The organism is Microbacterium kyungheense (assembly GCF_006783905.1).
Taxonomy (GTDB): Bacteria; Actinomycetota; Actinomycetes; order Actinomycetales; family Microbacteriaceae; genus Microbacterium; species Microbacterium kyungheense.
Map to the genome: position 1 here is coordinate 1 of NZ_VFPE01000003.1, position 24,662 is coordinate 24,662.

The 24,662-nt window shown below is 71.0% G+C and carries 26 protein-coding genes; 11 read left to right on the forward strand and 15 right to left on the reverse strand.

All coding sequences use genetic code 11. The annotated features are described in order from the left end of the window. Positions 1-265 (reverse strand): SDR family NAD(P)-dependent oxidoreductase (locus tag FB391_RS12455; protein ID WP_246093498.1); only part of this gene is annotated, 265 nt, incomplete at its 3' end. 121 nt (positions 266-386) lie between these two features. On the opposite strand from FB391_RS12455, the gene FB391_RS12460 reads away from it, so the two are divergent. Continuing rightward, positions 387-968, forward strand: a complete 582-nt coding sequence (locus FB391_RS12460) for a TetR/AcrR family transcriptional regulator (RefSeq protein ID WP_141894755.1) — start codon at positions 387-389, stop codon at positions 966-968. A gap of 6 nt (positions 969-974) precedes the next feature. Here FB391_RS12460 and FB391_RS12465 read toward each other — a convergent pair whose 3' ends face one another. Then, positions 975-1,340, reverse strand: coding sequence for an HNH endonuclease (locus tag FB391_RS12465; protein WP_141894756.1), 366 nt, complete (start codon positions 1,338-1,340; stop codon positions 975-977). A gap of 148 nt (positions 1,341-1,488) precedes the next feature. Continuing rightward, complete coding sequence (locus FB391_RS12470) at positions 1,489-2,313, reverse strand: Cof-type HAD-IIB family hydrolase (protein ID WP_141894757.1); 825 nt, start codon at positions 2,311-2,313, stop codon at positions 1,489-1,491. 91 nt (positions 2,314-2,404) lie between these two features. Between FB391_RS12470 and pgi the strand changes: the two genes are divergently transcribed. After that, positions 2,405-4,087, forward strand: a complete 1,683-nt coding sequence (pgi, locus tag FB391_RS12475) for a glucose-6-phosphate isomerase (RefSeq protein ID WP_141894758.1) — start codon at positions 2,405-2,407, stop codon at positions 4,085-4,087. 42 nt (positions 4,088-4,129) lie between these two features. Here pgi and FB391_RS12480 read toward each other — a convergent pair whose 3' ends face one another. Beyond that, on the reverse strand, positions 4,130-6,085 hold the full coding sequence (locus FB391_RS12480; protein WP_141894759.1) for an FAD-dependent oxidoreductase: 1,956 nt from the start codon (positions 6,083-6,085) through the stop codon (positions 4,130-4,132). 296 nt (positions 6,086-6,381) lie between these two features. Between FB391_RS12480 and FB391_RS12485 the strand changes: the two genes are divergently transcribed. Beyond that, positions 6,382-7,272 carry an aggregation-promoting factor C-terminal-like domain-containing protein gene (locus tag FB391_RS12485; RefSeq protein WP_141894760.1) on the forward strand — a complete coding sequence of 297 codons (891 nt, stop codon included), beginning with the start codon at positions 6,382-6,384 and terminating at the stop codon, positions 7,270-7,272. Positions 7,273-7,317: 45 nt separating this feature from the next. Here the strand turns inward: FB391_RS12485 and FB391_RS12490 are convergent, their stop codons facing one another. Together FB391_RS12490 and FB391_RS12495 are read right to left on the reverse strand one after the other, a co-directional pair. Next, positions 7,318-8,460, reverse strand: coding sequence for a DUF4232 domain-containing protein (locus FB391_RS12490; RefSeq protein WP_141894761.1), 1,143 nt, complete (start codon positions 8,458-8,460; stop codon positions 7,318-7,320). Between the two features lie 55 nt (positions 8,461-8,515). Further along, positions 8,516-9,217, reverse strand: coding sequence for a DUF899 domain-containing protein (locus FB391_RS12495; RefSeq protein ID WP_141894762.1), 702 nt, complete (start codon positions 9,215-9,217; stop codon positions 8,516-8,518). A gap of 250 nt (positions 9,218-9,467) precedes the next feature. Between FB391_RS12495 and FB391_RS12500 the strand changes: the two genes are divergently transcribed. Continuing rightward, positions 9,468-10,748: an MFS transporter gene (locus FB391_RS12500; protein ID WP_141894763.1), complete on the forward strand. Its 1,281-nt coding sequence runs from the start codon at positions 9,468-9,470 to the stop codon at positions 10,746-10,748. 113 nt (positions 10,749-10,861) lie between these two features. Here FB391_RS12500 and FB391_RS12505 read toward each other — a convergent pair whose 3' ends face one another. After that, positions 10,862-11,344: a tetratricopeptide repeat protein gene (locus FB391_RS12505; RefSeq protein ID WP_141894764.1), complete on the reverse strand. Its 483-nt coding sequence runs from the start codon at positions 11,342-11,344 to the stop codon at positions 10,862-10,864. Then, positions 11,341-12,081: a UMP kinase gene (gene pyrH, locus FB391_RS12510; RefSeq protein ID WP_141894765.1), complete on the reverse strand. Its 741-nt coding sequence runs from the start codon at positions 12,079-12,081 to the stop codon at positions 11,341-11,343. Before pyrH ends, FB391_RS12505 begins: the two co-directional genes overlap by 4 nt. Before the next feature lie 182 nt (positions 12,082-12,263). On the opposite strand from pyrH, the gene FB391_RS12515 reads away from it, so the two are divergent. Beyond that, the gene (locus tag FB391_RS12515; protein WP_141894766.1) at positions 12,264-13,865 is read left to right on the forward strand and encodes a DUF5060 domain-containing protein; all 1,602 of its coding nucleotides are present in this window, start codon (positions 12,264-12,266) and stop codon (positions 13,863-13,865) included. A 63-nt stretch (positions 13,866-13,928) separates the two neighbouring features. Here FB391_RS12515 and FB391_RS12520 read toward each other — a convergent pair whose 3' ends face one another. Both FB391_RS12520 and FB391_RS12525 read right to left on the reverse strand, forming a co-directional pair. Then, positions 13,929-15,002, reverse strand: a complete 1,074-nt coding sequence (locus FB391_RS12520) for a 3-deoxy-7-phosphoheptulonate synthase (RefSeq protein WP_141894767.1) — start codon at positions 15,000-15,002, stop codon at positions 13,929-13,931. Positions 15,003-15,223: 221 nt separating this feature from the next. Then, a complete protein-coding gene (locus FB391_RS12525; RefSeq protein ID WP_141894768.1) occupies positions 15,224-15,862 on the reverse strand; it encodes a hypothetical protein in 639 nt (212 codons plus the stop codon). 58 nt (positions 15,863-15,920) lie between these two features. Here FB391_RS12525 and FB391_RS12530 point away from each other — a divergent pair, with 58 nt between their 5' ends. Together FB391_RS12530 and FB391_RS12535 are read left to right on the forward strand one after the other, a co-directional pair. After that, positions 15,921-16,463: an NUDIX domain-containing protein gene (locus FB391_RS12530; RefSeq protein ID WP_141894769.1), complete on the forward strand. Its 543-nt coding sequence runs from the start codon at positions 15,921-15,923 to the stop codon at positions 16,461-16,463. Next, positions 16,463-17,245 carry a formylglycine-generating enzyme family protein gene (locus FB391_RS12535; protein WP_246093499.1) on the forward strand — a complete coding sequence of 261 codons (783 nt, stop codon included), beginning with the start codon at positions 16,463-16,465 and terminating at the stop codon, positions 17,243-17,245. The genes FB391_RS12530 and FB391_RS12535 overlap by 1 nt, the downstream gene beginning before the upstream one ends. On the opposite strand, the gene FB391_RS12540 is transcribed toward FB391_RS12535, so the two are convergent. Both FB391_RS12540 and FB391_RS12545 read right to left on the reverse strand, forming a co-directional pair. Beyond that, positions 17,239-17,430, reverse strand: coding sequence for a hypothetical protein (locus FB391_RS12540; RefSeq protein WP_141894770.1), 192 nt, complete (start codon positions 17,428-17,430; stop codon positions 17,239-17,241). The genes FB391_RS12535 and FB391_RS12540 overlap by 7 nt on opposite strands. A 63-nt stretch (positions 17,431-17,493) precedes the next feature. Continuing rightward, on the reverse strand, positions 17,494-18,102 hold the full coding sequence (locus tag FB391_RS12545) for a hypothetical protein (protein WP_141894771.1): 609 nt from the start codon (positions 18,100-18,102) through the stop codon (positions 17,494-17,496). A 108-nt stretch (positions 18,103-18,210) separates the two neighbouring features. Here FB391_RS12545 and zapE point away from each other — a divergent pair, with 108 nt between their 5' ends. Both zapE and FB391_RS12555 read left to right on the forward strand, forming a co-directional pair. Further along, entirely contained in the window at positions 18,211-19,302 is a 1,092-nt protein-coding gene (gene zapE / locus FB391_RS12550; protein ID WP_141894772.1) for a cell division protein ZapE, read from the forward strand. Positions 19,303-19,486: 184 nt separating this feature from the next. Then, a complete protein-coding gene (locus tag FB391_RS12555) occupies positions 19,487-20,107 on the forward strand; it encodes a GyrI-like domain-containing protein (RefSeq protein ID WP_141894773.1) in 621 nt (206 codons plus the stop codon). Positions 20,108-20,117: 10 nt separating this feature from the next. Here the strand turns inward: FB391_RS12555 and FB391_RS12560 are convergent, their stop codons facing one another. Then, positions 20,118-20,696: an AAA family ATPase gene (locus FB391_RS12560; RefSeq protein WP_141894774.1), complete on the reverse strand. Its 579-nt coding sequence runs from the start codon at positions 20,694-20,696 to the stop codon at positions 20,118-20,120. 275 nt (positions 20,697-20,971) lie between these two features. Here FB391_RS12560 and FB391_RS19795 point away from each other — a divergent pair, with 275 nt between their 5' ends. Continuing rightward, on the forward strand, positions 20,972-21,946 hold the full coding sequence (locus FB391_RS19795; RefSeq protein WP_141894775.1) for an HNH endonuclease signature motif containing protein: 975 nt from the start codon (positions 20,972-20,974) through the stop codon (positions 21,944-21,946). A gap of 17 nt (positions 21,947-21,963) precedes the next feature. Here FB391_RS19795 and FB391_RS12570 read toward each other — a convergent pair whose 3' ends face one another. Together FB391_RS12570 and FB391_RS12575 are read right to left on the reverse strand one after the other, a co-directional pair. Next, positions 21,964-22,359, reverse strand: coding sequence for a VOC family protein (locus FB391_RS12570; protein WP_141894776.1), 396 nt, complete (start codon positions 22,357-22,359; stop codon positions 21,964-21,966). A gap of 3 nt (positions 22,360-22,362) precedes the next feature. Continuing rightward, positions 22,363-24,162, reverse strand: coding sequence for a DUF2207 domain-containing protein (locus FB391_RS12575; protein ID WP_141894777.1), 1,800 nt, complete (start codon positions 24,160-24,162; stop codon positions 22,363-22,365). A gap of 41 nt (positions 24,163-24,203) precedes the next feature. Between FB391_RS12575 and FB391_RS12580 the strand changes: the two genes are divergently transcribed. Next, positions 24,204-24,644, forward strand: coding sequence for a MarR family winged helix-turn-helix transcriptional regulator (locus FB391_RS12580; RefSeq protein ID WP_141894778.1), 441 nt, complete (start codon positions 24,204-24,206; stop codon positions 24,642-24,644). The last annotated feature ends 18 nt before the right edge of the window (positions 24,645-24,662 follow it).

Here is a 24,662-nt window from a genome sequence, read left to right on the forward strand (position 1 = left end):
CGGCGTTGTTGACCGCGATCCGCAGCGGCGCGAGGGCCTCGGCGGCGTCGACGGCGGCCTGGCCGACCGCGGGGTCAGACACGTCGCCCACGAACGCGACGGCGGTGCCGCCCGCGCCGGTGATCTCGGCGACGACCGCGTCGGCGGCCTCCTGTCGCACGTCGGCGACGAGGACGGCGGCGCCGTTCGCCGCGAGGGTGAGGGCGACCGCCCGGCCGATGCCGGATCCGGCGCCCGTGACGATGGCGGAGCAGCTCCGCGACATCGTACGTAGCCATGATGTACCTCCGTTGGTGGCGTCATCGTGTGGCGCCCGTCGTGTATCCGACAGTTGTCGGTTACATATGAGTTAACCTACACCTGTCGAAAAGATTCCCGGAGGCGGCATGGACCCCCGAAAACAGCGCAGCCAGGAGCGCCTCTACGCCGCAGCCCTCGAGCTCGCGGGCGAACGACCGATGTCGGAGCTGTCGGTCACGCAGCTCGCCGAGGCGGCTGGTGTGCACCGCTCGACGTTCTATGAGCATGCCGACTCCCCCGAAGCCCTGGTCGAGGCGGCGCTCACCGCCGAGTTGGACCGGCTGCGCGACGCGCTGCTGGCGGACCGATCGGATGCCGCGACCGCCCTGGTCACCGTCACGCGTGGCGTGCTCGAGCACGTGCTGCGGCACGCCGACGTCTACCGCCGCGAACTCTCCGACGGCGGCGGCGCGCTGCATGCGATGCTCAGCCGTCACTTCCGCGGCACGACCGAGGCGCTGATCGAGCGCGGTCGCGTCGAACTCGGTGTGACCGTCGCCGGCACGGCGCCCGCGGACGTCGCCGACGCGGCGGCGCGGTTCCTGGCGGACGGGACCGTCGGCCTCATCGACGGCTGGCTGCGACGCCCACGCCCACAGGTCGACCAGTTCCTTCAGCTCTACGGTGCCCTGCTGCCCGACTGGTGGCCGCACCGCCCCTCGGTCTGAACTCGGTCAGGGCGCCGAAGCGGGAGAGGAGCCCCCACGCCAGGCGGCGAGCACCTCGACGTGCCGCAGCAGGAAGGCGCGCTCGTCGAGCCGCTTGCGGCGGAGCCACCCCGTCACCTCGTCGTTGCTCTTGCTGGCGTTGCACGAGCGGCACGCCGGAACGACGTTCTCGAACGTGTAGCGGCCGCCCCGCGAGATCGGCAGCACGCAGTCCTTCTGGAACGGCCCCGTCGCGACCCCGCAGTAGGCGCAGGCGCCCCACGCCTCCAGGATCGCCTCCCACTCGTCGAGCGTGAGATCGTTGTCGGCGGCGGCCACGCGGCGCGCACGGCGCCGCGACGCGCGGGCGCGGCGGGTCTGACTGACGGCCATGCCCACAAGCTACCGACCGCGACCGCCGGATCCGTTCGGCACGCCCGCATGAGTGTGCACATCATGTGCTCTCGCCGAGCGCACACGTCACCGACGCGGACAGCGTGTCATCTCGGCGAGAGCACATGATCACGACGGCCGTCGGGGGTCACGCCGCCTCGCCGGGGAGGCCGTCCAGCAGCTTCTCGATCGTGGTGAGGACGCCGTGATCGAGGTTGGACGGCGCGGCGTACCGCGCGCGCTCGGCGACGAGCGGGTGGGCATTGGCCATCGCGAACGAGAGGGCTGCGGCATCCATCATCTCGAGGTCGTTGAGGTAGTCGCCGAATGCGGCCGTCTGGTCGCGCGTGATGCCGGTCGCCGCCTGCAGACGCTTCAGCGCGGCTCCCTTGTCGACGCCGAGGTTCATGATGTCGATCCAATGCTTGCCCGACACGACCACCTGGTGCGTCGCACGCAGGTCCTCAAGCGCCGGCGCCGTGGTGGCCGCGTCCTCGAAGTCGAAGATCGCGACCTTGAGGATCTGGTCGTCGACCTCCAGCAGGTCGGGCACCGCCTCCAGCCTCGCGTAGTACTTGTCAGCCTCCGCACGGAACGCGTCGTCGGCGCGCTCGATGTAGGCCGAGGTCTTCCCGCACACGACCACGCCCAGGTCCCGCTGCGTGAGCGCACGGAGGCGGGTGATCAGGGATGCCACGAACGCGGCATCCATCGCGTCCGAGCTGATCTCGACGCCGCCCTCGACGACGTACGCGCCGTTCTCGGCGATGAACACCATGTGGTCGAGGTGCTCGGCGAAGGCGCGCTGGAGCGTCGCGAGCTGTCGTCCGCTGGCGGGCGCGAAACGGATGTCGCGCTCGCTCAGGCGGTCGAGGAGCGGCCACAGCGCATCGGGGATGCGGCCGTCGCCGTCGAGGAGGGTGCCGTCCATGTCGACGGCGATCAGGCGCAGGTCTGGGCTCGGAAATGGCATCGCCTCGAGCCTACGCGGCTCACTTCGACGCCCACCTGGCGGTGAGAAACACGAAACCATCACCGCCACGGGCGCGGGTAGCTTAGGGTGCGTGACCGCTCCCGTCGATGCCACCGCCACGCCCGCCTGGTCCGAGCTCAGCTCGCTCCGGGATTCGTTCGCCCCTGATCTGCGCGACTGGTTCGCGATCGATCCGCGCCGCGCCGAACGGCTGAGCTTCGAGCTCGCCGATCTGCACGTCGACCTGTCGAAGAACCTCGTGACCGACGAGATCCTGGCCGCCCTCGTGCGCCTGGCCGAGCAGACCGGGGTCGCCCAGCGGTACGCGGCGATGCTCGCCGGTGAGCACATCAACACCACCGAGGACCGGGCCGTCCTGCACACGGCCCTGCGACGCCCGGCGGGCACCGAGCCCGCGCTCGTCGTCGACGGACAGGACATCGACGCCGACGTGCAGTCGGTGCTCACCGCCATGAGCGCGTTCGCCGACCGGGTGCGCTCGGGCGAGTGGACTGGGGTGACCGGCAAGAAGGTCACGCACATCGTCAACATCGGCATCGGCGGGTCCGATCTCGGTCCGGTCATGGTCTCGGCGGCGCTCGAGCCGTACGCGACCGCCGGCATCCAGGCCCGGTTCGTGTCGAACATCGACCCGTTCGACCTCGCGAACAAGACGAAGGACCTCGACCCCGAGACGACGCTCTTCATCGTCGCGTCGAAGACCTTCACGACCCTCGAGACCCTGACCAACGCGCGTCTCGCGCGCGACTGGCTGTGGGGGGGCCTGCAGGCCGCCGGTGCGATCGACGGGTCCGACGAGGCGCGGACGGATGCCGTCGCGCATCACTTCGTCGCCGTCTCGACCGCACTCGACAAGGTCGCGGCGTTCGGCATCGACCCGGTCAACGCCTTCGGATTCTGGGATTGGGTCGGCGGCCGCTACTCGGTCGACTCGGCCATCGGGCTCTCGCTCATGATCGAGCTCGGACCCGACGTGTTCCGCGAGCTGCTGGCCGGGTTCCACGCGGTCGACGAGCACGTGCGGACGACGCCGCTCGACGCCAACGTGCCGGTGCTGATGGGCCTGCTGAACGTCTGGTACTCGAACTTCCTCGGCGCCCAGTCGCACGCGGTGCTCCCCTACGCGCAGCAGCTGAGCCGCTTCGCCGCGTACCTGCAGCAGTTGACGATGGAGTCCAACGGCAAGTCCGTGCGCTGGGACGGCTCCCCCGCGACGACCGACACCGGCGAGGTGTTCTGGGGCGAGCCGGGCACGAACGGCCAGCACGCGTTCTACCAGCTGATCCACCAGGGCACGCGGCTCATCCCCGCCGACTTCATCGCGTTCGCCAACCCGGCGTACCCGCTCGAAGACGGCGGCCGCGACGTGCACGGCCTGTTCCTGTCGAACTTCCTCGCGCAGACCAAGGCGCTCGCGTTCGGCAAGACCGCCGCAGAGGTCGAGGCCGAGGGCACGACAGGTCCGCTCGTGGCCGCGCGCACGTTCGCCGGCAACAAGCCGACGACGTCGATCTTCGCGCCGGCGCTCACTCCCGCGGTGCTCGGCCAGCTCGTGGCGCTCTACGAGCACATCACCTTCACGCAGGGCGTCATCTGGGGCGTCAACTCGTTCGACCAGTGGGGCGTCGAGCTCGGCAAGCAGCTGGCACTGCAGATCGCTCCCGCGATCGAGGGAGACGAGGCCGCCATCGCCGCGCAGGACGCGTCGACGCGGTCGCTGCTGGCGTACTACGCCGCTCACCGCACGCGCTGAGGGACCCGGGATGCCGGTGCCCCCGGTATCCCGGATCCCACGTTAAGCGCGCAGGCGGCCGGCGAGCCGCGTCGCGCTCATGTAGGCGATGGCCTCGATCGAGATCATGGGGTTGACCCCCGACGCGGTCGGGAACGTCGACGCGTCGGCGACCACGAGGTTCGGCACCTCCCAGGTCGCGCCGTCCGGGTCGACGGCGCTCGTCTCGGCCGAGCCGCCCATGCGCGCGCTTCCCATGAGGTGCAGTGCGGCCATCGAGCACCGACCTGGGCCGTACCCCGCCGCTGCGCAACGGCCGATGAAGGCGTCCAGAGGCTTACCGCTGGAGCGCGTCCACTCGATGCCTGCCTGGTGGCCCGAGAACATGCGCAGCGCACCGGCCGCCTCCAGGATGCGGGAGGCCCCCGCGACGCCCGCCTGCACGCGCCGGGCATCGCGGTCGGACAACGTGTAGTGCAGCGTCGGCTCGCCGTTCTTGTCGACCCGGACCTCGCCCGCGTCCTGGTCACGGGCGATCACGCCCACGCTGGAGTACCGGGCGAGGCGCTTCATGACGTCGAGATGCGCCTGGGCTCCGCGCCACGACTGGAATGCGACCGACAGTCCGGGGTTGGCCGCGGCCGTCTCGTACACGACGCCGTATCCCGAGCCGTCGAGGTCGGCGTGCTCGGCGGAGTAGCGCGACTGCATGGCCCCTTCCCACGGCCTCACGTCCTCGTCGAACTCGGCCCACACCGCCGTCGCCGGGTGCAGCCGCAGGTGCTTGCCGATGTTCGGATTCTGCAGCCCCGAGCGGCGCAGCAGCGCGGGGGTCTGCACGCTCCCGCCCGCGACGACGACGGCACGGGCGCGCACGGTGACCGTGCGACCGTCGGCGGTGCGCCCCGTCACACCCGTGGCGCGGCCGCCCTCGGTCTCGACCCGGCGCACGTCGACCCCGGTGTACAGCCGAGCACCGGCGGACTCGGCGTCGGCGAGCCACGTCTTCGCGGCGGACTGCTTGGCGCCGATGCGGCAGCCGTAGCCGCAGCGGCCGCACTCCACACCGGTGTCGCAGCCGACGACGTTGCGCTCCAGCTCGCCGACGTGCCAGCCGAGCTCCGCGAGCCCGCGCTGCATGATCCGGTCGCGGTGGGACGGGGCGCTGTGGGAGCCGTTGACGCCCAGGCGCCGCCACACCGCGTCGAGCGCCTGGTCGTACTCGTCGGTCGTGAACTGCGGGACGCCGTGCGCCGCCCACTCCGCCCGAACGCGATCGGGCGTGCGGAACGACGTCGAGAAGTTCACCACGGTGCCCCCGCCCAGGCACTGCGCCGACAGGACGCTCAGCTGCCCCTCGGCCGTGGCCGACGGCCCCGGCGCGTACAGCCGTGCGAGCCCGCCCAGCTCGCTGCCGTCGAAGTCGCGGTCGTCGTAGTAGGCGCCCTTCTCGAGCACCACGACGTCGTACCCCTCGGCCGCGAGCACCGCCGCCGCGGTGCCACCGCCAGCGCCCGAGCCGACCACGACCACGTCGCAGTCGAGCGACAGGTCCGACACCGGCGTCTGCGGGTGCAGCGGCGGTGCCGCCGCGTCGGCACGGGGTCCCGGCGGTCCGGGGTAGCCCATCGCGGACCACAGCGGCGAGCGCCCGTCGGCGCCCGGGGCGATGTAATACGACAGCATCGCGGCGGACTTGAGGTTCTGGAACAGCACCCGCTTGAGGGGCAGCCGCGAGTCCGACATCGCGATGAGCGCCGCCTCGCGGCGCGCCGCCGGCAGCGACGAGAATCGCCGGGGGCCGATGCCGAGCAGGATGCCGCCGATCGGGGTGTCCCACAGCGAGAGCACGCGCGCGAGCAGCTCCGCCTCCTCGGCGCGCGGGTTCGCCTCGAGCATGCCCTCGGCGATGGGGACGGCCCCGAGCCGGGTCGCTGACGGGATGCCGTCGCCGTCGCCCGGGGCGAAGGTGTCGAAGATGGACTCGAAAGTCGCCCGCTGCGCTGCGGTCAACGTCATGGATGCCTCCTGGTGCGCCGTTGCTGCGGCAAGCATGCACCATCGGCGGCGGTGACGACAAGGGTTAAGTGAATCCGCATTCACGCCTGTTGCACCCCTTGTGACACTGCGGCGGACCCCGTTGGTCGACCCCGGATCAGGCCTTTCACGCAAAACCGTTCCCACGGTTCTTCCAGCGAAAAGCCAGAAGTCGTCCAGAGGCGATGAGGCAGACTCGGGGACTTGTGCGTCCGACCCGAGGGCGCCGCGCGCTGTACCCGACGGCGCGAACCCCGAGCAAGGAACGTACGTTCGTCATGCACTCAGACCAGATCAGCCCTGCCCGCCGGCCCCGTCGGCGGCTCACCGCCGTGGCCGTGGCCGCCGGAACCGCTCTCGGAATCGTCGTCACGACCGGCCTCACCCTCGCCTCGCCGAACCTCGCCGCCGCCGCGCCGCTGGCCGCCACGGCCATCGCCTCGGTCGCCGCCCCCGATGCCACCGTGCACACGCTGCGCGACATCCGCGTGGAGGCCAAGAGCACGCTGCTCGCCGCCCGCGTCGCACTCACCGACGCCGACACCATCACCTCCGACATCGCCGCGGCCGGCCTGGACATCGGCATCACCGACACGTCGGTCGACACCGACGACCTCACGCGCGCCGCCGACCGCCTCGCACAGCTGAACATCGTCCCGGCCCTGCTGCTGCCAGGTCTGGCCGCCGACGCGTCGTCGTCGACCGAGAAGGTCGCCGCACGCGTGGCCGACCTTCGCGAGCACCTCGATGCCGCGAAGGCTCAGAAGGCCGCCGAAGAGGCAGCCGCCGCAGCCGCGGCAGCCGCCGCCGAGGCGCAGCGCCAGGCCGAGGCGGCCGCTGCCGCGCTCGCCGCCGCGAACACGCCGGAGGGCGCCAAGGCGACCGCCCGCGCGATGGCCGCCTCGCAGTACGGCTGGGGCGACGGCCAGTTCTCGTGCCTCGAGTCGCTGTGGACCAAGGAGTCGCACTGGGACTACCAGGCCTACAACAAGAACGGTGGCGCGACCGGCATCCCGCAGGCGCTGCCCGGCAACAAGATGGCCAGCGCCGGCGCCGACTGGCAGACCAACGCCGCGACGCAGATCGCGTGGGGCCTCGGCTACATCGCCGGTTCGTACGGCACGCCGTGCGCGGCGTGGTCGCACTCGCAGGCCGTCAACTGGTACTGAGCCGCAGGTCCCGGAATGCCGCGTCCCGTATGGGGCGCGGCATTCTCAGTACGTGACGACCGGGTTCTCGTCGATCTGCCACGCAGTGACGGCGACCGTCGAACCTTCGACGATGTCGAGGTCGATGGGCCACGAGCCGCGCTCCATCCCCGCGGTCTGTGCGGCGTAGACGGTCTTGGTGACCAGCGCCCCGTGGGGCGACGCGGCGTCCCACCCGAGGTAGGTCACGGCGTACCCGCCTGCGGGCACCTCGATGCGCTGCGGGCCGGGGTCCTGCGCCATGAACGAGCTGCCCTGCTCGATCGTGACCGCCAGGAGGTGCCCGTTCTGGTCCTCGAACGCGATGTCGGGGTAGCCCTCGATGACACAGGGCTGATCCGAGAAGTTCATGAGCTGGATCGGCATGCCGCGGTGGCCGGTCGCGGCATCCGGTTCGCCCTTCAGGACGGTCGCCTTGTCAGGGGTGCACCAGTTCGGGTCGAGCTCGGTGGATGCCTCGGCCCGGGACGGCACCGGCACGCCCGTGGCGTTCGGGTCGGGCATCGCGCCGAAGGTCACCGCGGCCTCGGCCTGCTGTCGCGCCGCGGTCTCGGCTGCGATCGCAGTTGTGCGCGCGTTGTCGGCAGCGACCCCGCCCGCGATCACGGCGACCACCGCGACCGCGGCGGCCGGCAGCAGCCACCCGGGCCGCCGGTCGTCACGGGCGGAGGCGGGAGCCTCGGCCGGCGCGCGGACGACGAGGCCCGGCATCCATCCCGCGGCCAGGCCCCACAGCGCACCGGACGCGGCGCCCGCGCCGAACTCGCCGACGAGCAGTCCGCGAGGCCCGAACATCGCGAGGGAGTCCCAGGACACCGCGACATCGAACGCGAGCCCGACGACCGCCCCGGCGGCGACGGCCGCGAACCACGCGGGCAGGAACAGCGCGCCGCCGCGGCCGGCCACAGTCGTGACGAACGCGTGGACGAGCGCCACCGCGACGGCACCGAGTGCGATCGCGAGGACCAGCCACCCACCGCTGTCGCCCCACAGCAGCCCGCGCGGCGCGACCTGCGGCACCAGATTCGCGAGTTGGGCCGCTCCGCCCGGGATCTGCGAGAACCCCCAGCGGATCAGGACGACGAGAAGCCAGAGGGCCGCCGCGAGGCCGCTCGACGCGAGCAGACGGCGGCTGAGAGGAGTGCGCATCGCGTCTCATCCTGGCCGATGGCCGGCCGGGAGGAGCGCAATCCACAGCCGGGACTCAGCCGGTGGCGCCCGGGCCGTACAGCTCGGCGACCTTCTGCGAACTGAACCAGCCGTCGTACGTGGGGGTCCTCGGCCAGCCCTCGGGCGAGTCCTGCCACTCCTCGCGCCGTCCGTACGGCAGCAGGTCGATGAGCCCGAACTCGTACGACAGCCGCTCGGTGCCCCGGCCGTTGGTGTGCCACGTGCGATAGACGGTGTCGCCGTCGCGCAGGAACACGTTCACCGCGAAGCCGCCGCCGGGCGGGGCATCCATGTCTGCGCCGAACGGGCTGTCGGCGGTCGAGTACCACTCCATGCGGTTGGCGACCTTCTCCTTGTACGCGAGCGCCTCGTCGATCGGCCCCTGCGTGACGATGACGAAGCGGGCGTCGTAGGGGTCCAGGAACTCCAGCCGGTCGAACTGCGCCGTGAACCCGGTGCAGCCCGGGCACTGCCACTCCTTGCCCTCGAACCACATGTGGTTGTACACGATGAGCTGCGTGCGGCCTTCGAAGACGTCGGCCAGTCGCACCGGCCCGTCCTTGCCCACGAGCGTGTAGCCGGGCAGTTCGACCATCGGCAGCCGCCGCCGTTGCGCGGCGATCGCGTCGAGCTCACGGGTGGCCGCCTTCTCGCGCACGCGCAGTTCGGCGAGTTCGCGCCGCCACGCGTCGGCGTCGACGACGGGCGGGAGGGCGTTCTGGGTCGTGCTCTGCATCGGGACCTCCGGAGGACGGTTTCGTATGTTCACACCGTACACATCTGGTTCTCCGCGTCAAGGGGTCCGCAGAAATGGCGGGGAACAGTGGATGCCGGCGGCAGCTGCCGCCGGCATCCACTCCCCTCGCCGACATCATGTGCTCTCGCCGAGTGCGCACGTTATCGGCGCTGGGCGTGTGCGCTCGGCGAGAGCACATGATCCCGGCACGACCGCGGGCCGCGCGAGGGGCCGCCGATACGCTGGAGGCGTGCCTGACGAGGAGGTTCGGAGCAAGCAGGAGGTGCTGCGCCTGCCGGCCTTCGCGCTGTTCTGGAGCGCCGCGACGCTGCGCGCGTTCGGCGGCAGCGTCGCGGGCGTCGCATTCCAGGTGCTCATCGTCTCGGTGATCGAGGCGACCCCGCTGCAGATCAGCGTACTGAGCGCGCTCGGCGTCGTGCCGTACCTGTTCCTCGGCCTGATCATCGGCGCGCTGATGGATCGATGGCGGCGCCAGCGCACCCTCGTGCTCACGAGCATCGGCCGCGCCGTCGTGCTCGCAGTCATCCCGGTGCTGCTGCTGACCGGGACCCTCGGGTTCTGGTCGCTCGCCGCCGTCGTGTTGACGCTGGGAGTGCTGACCCTGTTCGCGGACTCGGCGGCGCAGCCGCTGCTCCCCCGCATCGTGCCCCGCGATGCGCTCGTCATGGCGAACGCGCGCCTCGGGCAGAGCCAGACCGTGGCCGAGACCGCCGGCCCCGCGCTCGGCGGCACGCTGCTCAACCTCGTCGGAGCGCCGCTGCTGTTCGCCTTCGACGCCGTCATCAACGCCGTCGCCGCGCTGCTGCAGTGGCGGATCGCCGTCGCCGAGCCCCGGCCCGCGCCCCGCGCTCCGGGTCGGCACGTCGGGCACGAGATCGTCGAGGGCATGCGGTACACGTACGGGCACCGGACCCTGCGCCCGCTTGCGCTGTCGGTGCACACGTGGTTCCTCGGCAACAGCATCGTGGCGACCGTGTTCGCGGTGTTCGTGCTGCGCGAACTCGATCTGCCGGCCTGGGCGTTCGGCCTCGCGCTCGCGTGCGGTGCGGTCGGCGGCTTCGCCGGCGCGGTCATCGCGCCGGCGATCGGGTCCCGGTTCGGCGCGGGCCGCGCGATCCTGGTGGGCCGCGCGCTCGTGGTGGTCCCGTGGGTCGTCCTGGCCTTCGCGCCGCTCACCGCCGACAGCGGCGTCGCCGTCGTGCTCACCGTCGTCTCGGCCGCCCAGTTCCTCTACGGCCTGTCGATGGGCATCGAGGACGCGAATGACATCGCCTACCGCCAGTCCGTCGCGCCCGACGGCATCCAAGGCCGGATGAACTCCACGATCCGCACGGTCAATCGCGTCGTGTTCTTCTTCGGCGCGCTGCTGAGCGGGGTGCTCATGACGTTCCTCGGCTTCCAGCCGACCATGGCGATCGGCGCCGTGATCTTCGCGATGGCAGCGGTGGTCGTGCTGGCCTCGCCGCTGCGCACCGCGCGTCACGACGACCAGCCCGACGCGCCGGAGTGAGGGGATGCCGGCGGCCGCGGCATCCCCTGCCTCCAGGGTCACCCGGGGCCGGTTACGAAGGCCGGGTGTCTGCGCCTTCCGCGGGGACCCGTCGTAACGTGCGCGGCGTCGTGTTACGCCGGCTGTGGACCCGCGAGCTCGTCGGCATACGCGGTGACGGCTCGCCCGTACATCGGCAGCGTCGGCGCCAGAGCCCGCAGCGCGACGGCGAGCGCCTCGTCCGGCCGCTCCGCATCGCGCAGGCAGAGCGCGAGGAACGCCGCGGCCGCAGCGCCGGCGATCGTCTCGTCGCCGAGGTCCCGCAGCAGCTCCGCGCCTTCGTCCGCCCGCCCGATGTTGCGCAGCGAGCTGGCGAGCTGCACGACGGCTTGCGGCATCCGCTCGCTGTCCAGTCCGGCGGCGAGCGCCGCCCGGTACTGCGGCACGGCGTCGTGCTCGCGCCCGACGAAGTCCAGCACCGACGCCCACTCGAACAGCGCGGCCGCGTCGTCGGCCGGGCGTTCGTCGACAAGGGCTCGCATGCGGTCGACGACATCGGGGTCGGTGTCGTCGGCCGTGTTCCAGAACTCCGCGACGCGGTCCTCCCACGAGCTCATCGGGTCACCTCATGAGAGACGCCGGTCGTGATCAGGGTTCCGAGATCCTCTCCCTCGCAGATGCGGCGCATGAGGCCTTCCCGGGCGACGTCGAAAACGTGCATCGTGAGCTCCTGCTCGCCGGCGAGCACGAACGCGCTCGTGTCCATGACGCGGATGCCGCGGCGCACGGCGTCGTCGTACGTGAGGCGGTCGAAGCGCACGGCGTCGGCGTGCACGTTGGGATCCTTGTCGTAGACGGCGTCGATGTCGCGCTTGGCCACGAGGAGCGCATCGGCCTCCAGTTCGAGCGCGCGCTGCACCGACGGGTAGTCCGTGGTCACGTAGGGCTGGCCGATCCCGCCGGCCAGGATCACGATGCGGCCCTGCGCAAGGTGCGAGATGGCGCGCAGCCGGATGAACGGCTCGGCCACGGACTGCATGGGGATCGCGGTCATCACGCGGATGTCGGCATCGGTGCGGCCGGTGAGTGCACCGCGCAGCATCAGCGCGTTCATCACCGTGCCCAGCATCCCGATGTTGTCGGCCTCGGCGCGCCCGATCCCCCAGCCGTCGGCCATCCGACCACGGAAGTAGTTGCCGCCACCCACCACGACCGCCACCTGGACGCCGAGGTCGTGCACGGCCAGCACCTCATCGCTCAGGTGCGCCAGACGCCCGGGATCGACCCCGGAGCCCGATGCTCCCGCGAGCGCCTCACCGCTCAGCTTGAGAACCACTCGCCCGTATCTCGACATCGCACCCTCTCCTCACCGGCGGGCGACGGCGTCGTCGCCCGGACGATGCTAGCGGCGCGCGACGCCCGGTGCAGCCGCGCGACGGACTTGCATAACCATTCGACCTAGCGAGATTACTCACAAGCTGGATAGCGTGAAGGAGGAGTCCCACCCACCCCGAGGAATCATCTGGAGGATGATCGATGGAGATCACGCGACGTACGGTGCTGACCGGAGCCGCCGTCCTGGGAGCTGCCGCCGCGATCGGCGCACCGAACCCGGCGAACGCGAGCACACGATCGGCCGCGGCGACCGGGCAGGCCGCGAACCCCAAGGCGGTCGAGCGCTGGGGCATGCACGAGATCGTGCTCAACGGCCCTGACAAGGGGAACCCCTACGTCGACGTCACCGTCGCTGCGGTGTACGAGGGCGCAGGCCAGACCATCACGGTACCGGGCTTCTACGACGGCGACGGCACGTTCCGCGTCCGATTCTCGCCACCGCAGTCAGGGCAGTGGCGGTGGCGCACCGACAGCAACCTGCCGGCGCTGCGCCAGGCCGGCAAGGTCGACGTGATCGAGCCCGCGTCGGGCAATCACGGGCCGGTCCAGGTCGTTCCCGGCGGGTACCACTTCGTCTACGCCGACGGATCGCCGTACCGGCAGATCGGCACGACGTCGTACTCCTGGGCTCTCCAGTCCGACGAGAAGTGCGAGCTGACGCTGAACACGCTCAGCACGTCGCCGTTCAACAAGATCCGCATGCTCGTCTTCCCCAACGTCCCCGCCGAGGCGACCGATCCCTTCGTGCGCACCGGCACCGGGCCTCGCGACTGGGACCCGACGCGCATCGACCCCGCGTACTTCCGTCGCTACGAGAGCCGCATCGAGCGCCTCCTCGCACTCGGGATCCAGGCCGATGTCGTGCTGTTCCAGCCGTACGACACGGCGCGGGGCTACTCCGACATGACGCGCACCGACGACGAGCGGTACGTGAAGTATGTCGCCGCCCGGTTCGGCGCCTACCGGAACGTGTGGTGGTCGATGGCCAACGAGTACGACGGCATCAAGACCAAGACCGTCGACGACTGGGATCACCTGTTCCAGGTTCTCCAGGCGGCCGACCCCCACAACCGGCTGCGTTCGGTGCACAACAAGAACATCTACTACGACGCCCGCAAGCCCTGGATCACGCACGCGAGCATCCAGAGCGCCGGCGCCGCGCTGGACGGGCTGCGGGCACACTTCCATCGCCAGTTCGCACTGAAGCCGGTGATCTTCGACGAGGTCGCGTACGAGGGCAACATCAGCGAACGCTGGGGCCAGCTCTCGGGCGAGCAGATGACGCACCGCTTCTGGAACACCTTCGTCGGCGGCACATACTGCGGCCACGGCGAGACCCTCAACCCCGAGCAGAAGCCGAGCATCTCGTGGCTGGGGCAGGGCGGCACGCTCAACGGCACCAGTGCACCGCGCCTGGCGTTCCTCAAGCAGATCATGGAGGACGGTCCGGCTCCCGGCATCAACGCCCTGCAGCCGGACTGGGACTACGACATCGCGGGTGTCGACAGCCAGTACTACCTGCGCTACTTCGGTGAGAGCGCCCCGACGCAGTGGGAGGCGATCCTCCCGAGCGGCTCCGGCCTGTCGTATCAGGTCGACATCATCGACACGTGGAACATGACCATCACGTCTGCCGGGGTCTACAACATGGCCAAGGTTCCGCGCGGCGCCCAGGATCCGGCTCGTCCCACGGTCGCGCTTCCCGGCACGCAGTGGATCGCGGTCCGGTTCACCCGGGTCTGAGAGGAGTGGATGCCGTCTCCCCGGCGCTCCGGAAGTGCCAGGGCGGCGGCATCCACTCTTCCGTCATGCGGCGATAGCGAGCTGGTGGCGGCGCTGCCGCGCTGCGGCGGCCAGCTCGCCCAGCAGGACCTCGGTGGTGTCCCAGTCGATGCAGGCGTCGGTGACCGACTGGCCGTACACGAGGCTGTCGCGGGTGCCGGCCGTGAGCTTCTGGCTGCCGCCTACGAGGAAGCTCTCGATCATGACGCCGGCGATGTCGCCGGTGTCGGCGAGCTGACCGGCGAGCTCGCGCACCACCTCGGCCTGGCGCACGTGGTCCTTGCCGCTGTTGGCGTGGCTGGCGTCGACCACCAGCCGGCGCGGCATGCCGGCGCGCTCGAGCAGCTCGGCCGCACGTTCCAGGTCGGCGGGGCCGTAGTTGGGTCCGCCGCGACCTCCCCGCAGCACGACATGGGCGGCGCGGTTCCCGGTCGTCGAGACGACGGCCGCCGCACCCGCGTCGTCGGTGCCGAAGAACACATGCCGCTGGGACGCGACCGTGCAGCCGTCGATCGCGATCTGCACGTCGCCGTCGGTCGCGTTCTTGAAGCCGATCGGCATCGACAGCCCCGATGCGAGCTGACGGTGGATCTGGCTCTCGGTGGTGCGGGCGCCGATCGCACCCCACGCGACGGCGTCGGCGATGAACTGCGGGCTGATGGGCTCCAGGAACTCGCAGCCGATAGGCAGCCCGAGGTCGAGGACGTCGAGCAGCAGGCGCCGCGCGACGCGCAGGCCGCGCACGACGTCATGCGTCCCGTCGAGGCCGGGATCGTTGATGAGCCCCTTCCAGCCGCCGGTCGAGCGGGGCTTCTCGAAGTACACGCGCATGACGACGAGCAGGTCGTCGCGGTGCCGGTCCGCCACGGCGGCGAGGCGGCGCGCGTAGTCGACCGCGGCCTCGGGGTCGTGCACCGAGCACGGTCCCACCACGACGAGCAGGCGGTCGTCGTCGCCGCGGAGGACCGCCTCCACCTCCGCGCGGGCATCGGTGACGGCGGTCTCGTGCGCGGCGGTCATGGGCAGTTCGCGGCGCAGCTCCGCCGGTGACGGGAGCGGCGTGAAGGAGGCGACGCGGAGGTCGTGCGTGGCGTTCATGGGTTCCTGTTCCCGGCGGAACCCGGATGCCAGGCCACCGCCGTCTTAACGACGAAGGCAGACCCTCGGATGAGTGTCTGCCTGTGGCTCTGGAGGCGCTGCGCTTATCGGCGGTCGGCTCCTCCAGAGCCACTCCGATACGCATACCAGCGGATGTCCATCCCGCGACCGTACCCGCGGCGCGGGACGATCGTCAAATCCCGGCCGCGGTCGCCGCGCGATCAGCCGCCCGGGCCGACCGGGTCGACAGGTGCGCCGTCGCCGTTCTCGGGGATGTCGCCGCGCTCGACGGGGGTCGCCGGACCGGTGGGGGCATCCGAGAACAGCAGTTCGAGCTCGGCCTCCGACGGCACGTGCACCGCCTGCGCCGCGGCCGCCAGGTCCTCGGCCGGGACGCCGTCCATGCCGATCACCCGGATGACGGCGCCCTCCGACGACGTGGCGTATTCGTCGATGCCGCCGCCCGATCGATGCCAGACGCCGTCCTCTTCGGTGCACGTCACGGGCGCGTCGGCGGCATCCCACAGCGGCATCGCCGCGCAGGTCTCGGCGGTGAGCTCACCGCGGTCCGTGCGGAGCATGAGGATCCCGCCCGAGCCGTCGGCGGTCCACGAGGCAGACATGCCCTCCACCCCGTTCGCGCCGACCGATTGCGGCGCCAGCACGTAGCCGTCCACCTCGGTCGTGTAGACGAGGTCGGGAGCGATGCCGAGGGCGCCGGCACGCGCGGCGATCGCGTCGGGCTCTGCGGCATCGGTCACCCCGGTGCCGGCCGCCGGCGTGGCGCATCCGGTGAGCAGCAGCGCGATGAGCAGAGGGACGGCGATGCCTGCTGACGTGGCCGCACGGAGGGGACGCATGATCGCATCCTGCCTCATGGCGTCCTCGGACGGGCGGACCGGACATAGTGTGGCCTCCATGATCTGGCAGACGCTCGCCTCCCGCACCGTGTACGAGAACCGCTGGATCCGGGTGCGCGAGGACGATGTCGTCGGTCCCGACGGCGCGGGCATCTACGGCGTCGTCGAGATGCGGCATCCTGCCGTCTTCGTCGTCGCGCTGGACCCCGACGATCGTGTGCTCCTCGTCTCGCTGTACCGGTACGCGACCGGACGATCGTCGCTCGAGGTGCCCGCCGGGGGTTCGGACGGCGAGGACGCCCTGGTCGCCGCGCGGCGTGAGCTCGCCGAAGAGACCGGGTATGCGGCCGCCGAATGGACCGAGATCGGCCGCATGGATGCCCTCAACGGCCTGGCCGACGCGCCCGAGCACGTGTTCCTCGCCCGCGACCTGCGGCCGGTGGCCGACGCGACGCACTCCCAGCACGAAGAGGGCATCGACGACGTGCGGTGGGTGCCGTTCGCCGATGCGCTGGCGCTCGTGGCGGCGGGCGAGATCGCCGACGGCGAGACGATCGCCGCCCTCGCATTCGCGGGGATCCACCTGGGGCGGTTCCGCTGATGCGTCCCGCGGAGACCGAGTGGATGCCGCCGGCCGAGGTCGACTGGGTCCACATCCCTGCGGGCGTCGTGCAGCGGGGCACCCCGGGCGCAGAGCTCGACGCGGTGGCCGCGCGGTACGCCGACACCGGGATCCGGGCGGCCTGGTTCCGAAAGGAGGCACCGCGCACGGCGGTGCACGTGCCGGCGTTCCGGATCGCCCGCACGCCCGTCACGAACGCCGAGTGGATGGCCTTCGCCGCCGAGACCGGTCGTACGGTCCCGTCCGGCCCTGCCGACCACCCCGTCATCGGGGTGGCGTGGGCCGACGCCGTCGCGTACTGCGGCTGGCTCGGCGAGCGCCTGAGCACGGACCTGCGGCTGCCGACCGAGGACGAATGGGAGCGCGCCGCCCGCGGCGACGACGACCGCGAGTTCCCGTGGGGCTCGGAGTACCGCACCGGCCTGGCGAACCTCCATGACCTCGGCCTCGGCACGACGACCCCGGTCGGCTCGTTCCCCGACGGCGCGAGCCCGTTCGGCGTGCTCGACCTCGCGGGCAACGCCGACGAGTGGACCTCGACCCGGTACGCGCCCTACGCCGGAGCACCGGCGGACGTCCCGGCAGTCGAGGACTGGGCCTTCGACCCGCACATCACCCGCGGCGGCGCGTTCCGCCACGACCGCGACCTCGCACGCTGCGCTCGGCGCCACGGCGCCTACGAGGCCGATCTCGCCGCCATCGGGGTCGGTTTCCGCCTCGCAGCGGACGCGGCCCCGCAGGATCGGATGCCGCGTCAATAGTCGACGTGCGCCTCCTCCGAGATGTCGAGCGCCGTCGCGGTCGCGCCCCAGGCGCTGAGCGCGTTGTCGAGCTGTCGGCGCAGCCACTCGGCCGACAGCGACGCCGCGGGCAGGGATGCGAGCTGCCGCTGCCGCTCGTCGACGGTCCCCGAGAGGTCCGGTGGTTCAGGGTGTGCGTCGTTCATGGGATCTGCCTTCCTTCGAGGATGTGTGCGCGGCTTCGACGAGCAGGATGCCGGGCCAGGCCGTCAGTCCGGGTACGCCACACGGATGCGGCGCCGCTCGTACATCAGGGTCGCGGTCAGCAGCAGCACGCCGACGACGACTCCCGAGATCTGCGCGGCGAGCGGATGGACGCTCGCGCCGAAGATCAGGATGAGGGCGACGAGCGCTCCCCCGAGGACGGCGTTCACGGCGGCGATCATGCTCGCCATCGTGAACAGGAACGACGAACGCGAATAGCGCACGCCCAGCTCGCCGGTGCGCGGGTGGTCCAGGGCGATCAGCTCCGGGCCGAGAGGATGCAGGCCGACCCAGTGCTCGCGGATCCGCAGCATCCGCCGGCGCACCGTGATGTTCTCGACGCTGGTGTCGACCAGACGCACGACGGTGAACCAGCCCAGCATGAAGATCGTCGGCAGGACGGTGAACGTGAGGGTGGCCAAGAGCGCCGGCGATCCGCCGGCGAACACGATCGCGACCAACCCGCTTGACAGCGTGGCCAGGTAGATCGTGCTGCGCGTCCCCGCCTCGGCGATCGTCGAGCTCGCAACCGACTGCAGGACGAAGAGCTCGGTTCCGACCGCACTGTTCAACGCGGCCGCGTCGGGACGGGGCTGCTCGCTGATGGTCGACATGTTCACCTTCCCCGGCGCGCGTGCCGGTGCACGCCGTTCACCACAGTGACCGTGTCGGGCTCCGGATTGTGACAGGCACCGCTCGCAGGCGTGTGGCACCCTCGTAGGGTGCGTTCGACAGACGGGCTCGTGGCGGACGTGCACAACGCGGCGCTTCGCGACGGCTTCGTGCTCGACACCGCGCAGCGCGCACTGCTCGATCGGCTGGCCCTGCTCGGCGCCGAGCTCGACCACAGGCCGCTGCGGCGATCGCGGCCGCGGAGCCTGTACATCCACGGAGACGCCGGCCGCGGCAAGTCCTGGCTGGCGGATGCCTTCTTCGCCCGACTCCCCTCGCCGCGCAAGACACGTGTGCACTTCCATGGCTTCTTCGACGCGCTGCACCGCAGCATCCACGATCATCGGAGCGAACGGGATGCCGTCGAACGCGCCGTCGCCGACCTCACTCGCGAGAGCCGCCTGCTCTTCTTCGACGAGCTCCACGTCCACGACGCCGGCGACGCGCGCCTGCTCACCCGCCTGCTCGACCACGTGTTCCAGCGTGGGATGACCGTGCTGGCGACGTCGAACTACGCTCCGGACGACCTTCTGCCGAACCCGATCTGGCACCACACCTTCGAGCCCGGGATCGCACTCATCACGGCGCACATGGATGTGTGGCACCTGGACGGGCCCGTCGACTACCGCACGCGCAACGAGAACCACGGCCGAGGGTTCGCCGCCGGGAGCTGGACGCGGATGCCCGGCGGCTCCTCCATGCACGCTGCGTCCCCCGTGCCCGCGGCGTCTACCGCGTCCGCCGTGGAGACCCTCACCGTGCAGGGCCGGACGTTCGCCGTGACGTCGGCAGACGGCGCGCGCCTCACGGCGACGTTCGACCAGCTCTGCCGCGCGGCGACGTCGTCGGTCGAGTACCTCCTCTGGGCCCGGATGTTTCGACAGTGGGTCATCACGGACGTCCCTTCGCTGGCGACGACCGACGCCGACACGCAGCAGCGCTTCATCACCCTCGTCGATGTGCTGTCGGATGCCGACGTCACGGCCCACTTCTCGTCGACTCTCGACCTGCCCGACTTCCTCGCCGAGGCCTCGGAGCGCCCTGACGCCTTCCGCATGACGAGCCGCCTGCAGCTGATCACGACCGCCCCGGCGACGCCGCACGGAGCGCTCCGCGATGCTCATCGGGCTCACGGCAAATGAATCACAAAAAGATAACGGCAAACCCTTGCTGTCGTTATCTCGCCGTTATAGAGTGCTTGCACGGTAGTTGTTTTGCTGTGGCAGCTACCGGCATGTGATTGCAGGACACTCTTGGTGCAAGGGACAAGGGCCGGTCGGTAGCCTCTCCGACCGGCCCTTACTCTTGCCTCAGGACGGAACCGCGATGACCGACAAGATCGACCTCACGAAGACGCTCGACAGCTACCGCGCGAAGCGCGGGGAGTTCCGGATCGTCGAGATTCCCGCCCGGCGCTATCTGATGATCGACGGGCACGGCGACCCCAACACCTCCCCCGCCTACGCGGAGGCCCTCGCAGCGCTGTACCCCGTCGCCTACAAACTCAAGTTCGCCAGCAAGCGCACGCTCGACCGCGACTACGTCGTGCCGCCGCTGGAGGGGCTGTGGACCGCCGAAGACCTCGACGCGTTCACGACCGCGCGCGACAAGTCCCAGTGGGACTGGACGATGATGCTCCTGGTGCCGGACTGGATCGAGGCGGACCTCGTCGACGGCGCCATCGCGCAGGTCGCCGCGAAGAGTCCGCCCGCGCGCCTGACCGACGTGCGGCTGGAGAGCCTGGACGAGGGATGCTGCGTCCAGACGCTCCACGTCGGCTCCTTCGACGACGAGGGTCCCGTGCTCGACCGCATGCACCACGAGTTCATCCCGTCGCAGGGTCTGCGCATGTCGGGCACGCACCACGAGATCTATCTCAGCGATCCGCGCAGGACCGCGCCCGAGAGGCTGCGCACGATCCTGCGGCAGCCGGTCATGCGCGACTGACGGCGCGGCGTCAGTCCCCAGGGACCGGAACCGCCCGGAGATCGAGCAGGCAGCCGCCGCCCGAGATCGCCGCGGCGACGGCATCCACCGTCTCGTCCGGGTTCTGCCCGCTCGTGTCGATCACGTGCGCTTCCAGCGCGGCGAGCTCGGCGAACTGGTCCCACAGCGACAGGATGGGCCCTTCGGCCACGAGCGCGTCGGCGGCGGTGCGCGCCTGCGCCCGGCGCAGGGTCTCATCCCGCGAGGGGCGCAGCACGATGTAGTGCACCCGCGGACCCTCGCCGTGTTCGCCCGCCGCGACGAGGTCACCGAAGTGGTGGAGCATCCACGGGCCGATGATGCCGTCGACCACCGTCAGGTATCCGCCGGCTGCGTACGCGCGAGCCGCCTCGCGGATCACGCGCAGCACCGTCTGGTTCTGCGCATCGGACTCGGGAAGGTACGGCGCGATCGCGCCCGAGGCGATGAAGCCCCAGAAGTCATCGGTGTGCAGGTGCACCGCACGCGGCTGGGACTGCGCGACGGCCCTCGCGACCGTCGACTTCCCGGCACCGGGAGGGCCGGTCAGGATGATGATGTCGGCGCTCACCCGTCCACGGTATCGCGGCCCTCCTCCCCAGGCGTCGCCCGTGTCAGCCTCCGGCGAGTTCTCCACAGAAACGCCCCATGACCGGGAATTTCAGCAGCTCAGAATGTCGGAGCCCCTCGCCATGATGGAAGTATGAGCTTCCCGCTCGACGACCTTCGCGGACTGGCCGCGGCGCTCGGCGACGCCCTGAGTGAAGCCCTCACGCGGGGCGCTCAGCGAGGGTCGTCCGACGGCGACCTCGTCGAGGCGCTGCGGGTGGTGGAGGATCTCGGGCGATGGGTGGATGCCGCACGCCTGAGCATCGCGGGCGAGATCGGTGCGCGAAGCGAGCCGGGCGCCCGCGAGGTGCCTCTGGTGACCCGTACGGGTGCGACAACGCGGCAGAGCTGGTCGAGCGCGCCGCAGGCGTCTCGCACGCCACGGCTCGCGCGCGACTGCGGACCGCTCGCGCGATCACCGCGCGGACCACGATCACCGGCCAGGACCGTCCGGCTCCGCTCGACCGCGCGCGGCACGAGCTCGCGTCGGGCCGGCTGGGCGTCGACGCCGCCACGACGATCGTCGACGCCCTGCGCCCGCTCCAGCGCCGTGTCGGCGTGGACGCCGTCGCCGCCGCCGAGGCCGAGCTCGTGCGAGCGGCGGTCGGAGCCGCGGGCGAGCCGCCGTGCGGCATCCACGAACTCCGAATCATGGCGCAGACGTGGGCTCTGTACCTCGACCCTGACGGCACGCTGCCCGACGACGACAGCGAGCGCTTCCGGACGTTCCGCGTCGGTCGCGAGCGCGACAGCCTCTTCCCGATCCACGGCAACGTCACGGCGGAGGTCGCCGCCGGGCTCGTCCGGCTGCTCGATTCGCACCTCAATCCGCGCGTCGGCGAACGCGGGCCGCGGTTCTTCGGCGCGACCGGGTCGTCTGACGCATCCGGTGCGGTGTCGCCGGACGACGGCTTGCCCGGGGATGAGAACGTGCGAGATCCGCGGTGCATCATCCCCGGATGCCGGGTCCGCGCCGCGTGGTGCGAGGTCCACCACGTCGTCGAGCACGCGCGCGGCGGCCCGACGGACGTCGGCAACGGCGTGCTCCTGTGCTGGCATCACCACCGCACGATCGAGACCAGCGGGTGGCAGATCCGCATGCGCGACGGGACGCCCGAGATCCAGCCGCCCGCGTGGATCGATCCGCGGCGTCGATGGCGTCCGCCGAACCGCGTCCTCCACCACGAACTCGCCCGGGCGAGGTCGGCATGACGCACAGACGTCGGCGTTCAGTCGGCGACCGGCTCCGCGACGACCTCGACCTTGAAGCCCGCGGCGTTCTGCAGCCACCCGGCGTAGTGGTCGGGGCCGCCGGCGTGCGGATAGCGCTCGTGGTAGAGCGGACGCCAGCCGTGCGCGGGCGCGTCGTGCATGACGGCATCCACGTCGCCGCGGCCGCCCGCCCAGAACGCGAGGTGATTCACTCCCGGGCGCCGCCGGTCGTGCCCGCCGTCGGCGAGGTTCGGCGACCCGGTGAGCGTCAGGTAGGCGCCGCCGTCGCCCCAGGTCTCACCGCCCGGCCACGCGCTCAGGCGCGAGAGACCTACGCGGCCGAGCAGCCACGCCCACTCGTCGCGAACGAGGTCGAGGTCGTCGATCCACAGCTCCACGTGATGCAACCCCACGCGTCAGACCCCTCCGCCGCCACCGCCGCCACCGCCGCCGCCGGCCGAACCGCCGCCGGAGGAGCCGCCCGACGACGAGGACGACGATGCCGACGCCGACAGATGCGAGATGCCGGACGAGAACGCGGCGGCATTGAACCCCGAGGTCCCGACGTACCAACCGGGGTTGCCGCGGTCGCCGTAGAGCACGGCGAGCTCCTCGGCCCACTTCTTCTCCTGGCCGAACACCACCGCATACGGCAGCAGCGTCTCGTACAGCTTGAGCTTCACGGTCGGGTCGGTCAGGTCGACAGGTACGCGCTCGGCACCCTGGGGCGACTGCAGCATGCGGATGCGGTCGGCTTCCGCCCACTCGATGAACTGCTTCAGCCCCAGCAGATGGTCGCGGGCCTCGGCGCCCGCCGAGGTGAGCGGATCGCGCGCCACGAGGATGGTGATCGTGATGGCCAGCGCGATGCCGCCGAACAGCAGCACCAGGGGCACGGCCGGGTCCACGAACGAGACGAGGGCGGCCACACCCAGGACGATCACGAGCGCTGCCGACAGCCACGCGATGGCGAGCGGCCAGACCTTCGCCCCCGTCGGCACCACGCGCCGGAACCCGCGCGCCTTCAAGTCGTCCGCGGCGGCCTTGAGCACGGCCTGCGCCGTCTTCGAGAACCGCGTGTCGGTGCCGCCGAACTCGAACTCCTCCCCCGGCACACCCGACGGGAACAGCCCGGGCAGCAGCATCTGACCGTCCGCGTCGGCGAGCGAGGGGTCCTGCAGCACGGCCTTCAGCCGCGTCCCGCCCCACATCTTGCGCGAGCCCTCTTCGATGCGGATGCTGCCCACGATCGCCTGCTCGAGCACCTCTGCCGGGATCGCCTTCGTGGTGTACCCCAGCAGCACCGCGCTCTGCAGTGCGTCGAGACTCCGCGGCGGCGTGTACTCCGCGATGATCACCGACCGCCCGGGCGCATCGCGCAGGAACCGCCGACGCGCGATCAGTGCCGCGACGAACGACCCGCCGAGGCCCAGCACCGCCACGATGCTCTGCAGCCATCCCCACGGCGAGCCGAAGTACGACGAGTCGAACGGCGTGAACGTCCCCTGCGCGAATCCGATGGCGATCGTCAGCGTCTGGTAGGGGCCGACATCGGTGGCAGACGCCTCGACGGCGCCGTCGGAGTCCGAGATGGGACACGTCGCGGCCGACCCCTGACTGCCGACATAGCAGGCCATGGCGCCCGTGCGGGCGCCATCCACGTCGGGGGTCATCGTAACGCGCGCCGTGATGCGCCCGAACGACTGCGGCCACGCCGTGCCGTTGACGTCCCAGTAGAACTCGTCCACACCGGTGTCGGAGAAGTAGTGCGTGACGTTCTGCAGCGTGTACGTGAAGACGTACGTCTGGCGGCCGTGCACGAATCCGTCTGCCCGCGAGGTCATCGAGAACACGCCGTCCTCGGACTCAGTCTCGGACTCCCGGGGCGCGCCGTCCTCATCCGTGATGGACACCAGCTGCGGGTTCAGCGGCGCACCCTGATACGTGTCCGGGATCGACCGCCGCATGCCGTGGTTCTGGTCGATGTCGGGGAAGAGCGCGACGAACGTCTCGACGACGGTGAGGGTGCTCGAACCGTCCTCGGCCCGCCCCAGCTGGTACTCCACGTCGAGGCTCTCGAACGAGAAGTCGTCGACGTCGGCGTGGGCCGGAGCGACCGAGGCACCGGCCATCAGTAGTCCGGCGAGCATCGCGATCAGCAGGCCGAAGACGCCGGAACGGCGCCCGCGCGACGCGCGCGATGCGAGAGGGACCATGCCGCAAGCCTACGGTCGCACCCTGCCCTACTCTTGTCGATATGACCGACCGCCGCCTCGCCATCGACGCGTGGGAGAGCCTGTTCCGCGCCCAGCACGAGGTGTTCGGCGACATCAACGACGACTTCGACGACGACACGCTCAGTCAGGCCGAGTACGACGTGCTCCTGACCGTCACGCGCGCCGACGACCTCACGGCCCGGCTGCGCGATGTCACGGCGAACATGCTGATCAGCCAGCCGAGCGTCTCGCGCCTCGTCGACCGCATGGTCGCGCGCGGGCTGCTGACGAAGTGCGCCGACCCCGAGGACGGACGCGGCTCGCTCGTGCACGCGACGGAGGCCGGGGCGTCGCTGTTCCGCCGGATCGCCAGCGCGCACGGCCGCGCCATCGCCGAGCGCATGTCGCTGCTGACCGACGACGAGCTCACCCAGCTGCGCGATCTCACGTCGAAGCTGCGCAAGAAGCAGCCCAGCTGCTGAGCGCGTGACCCGCGCGGG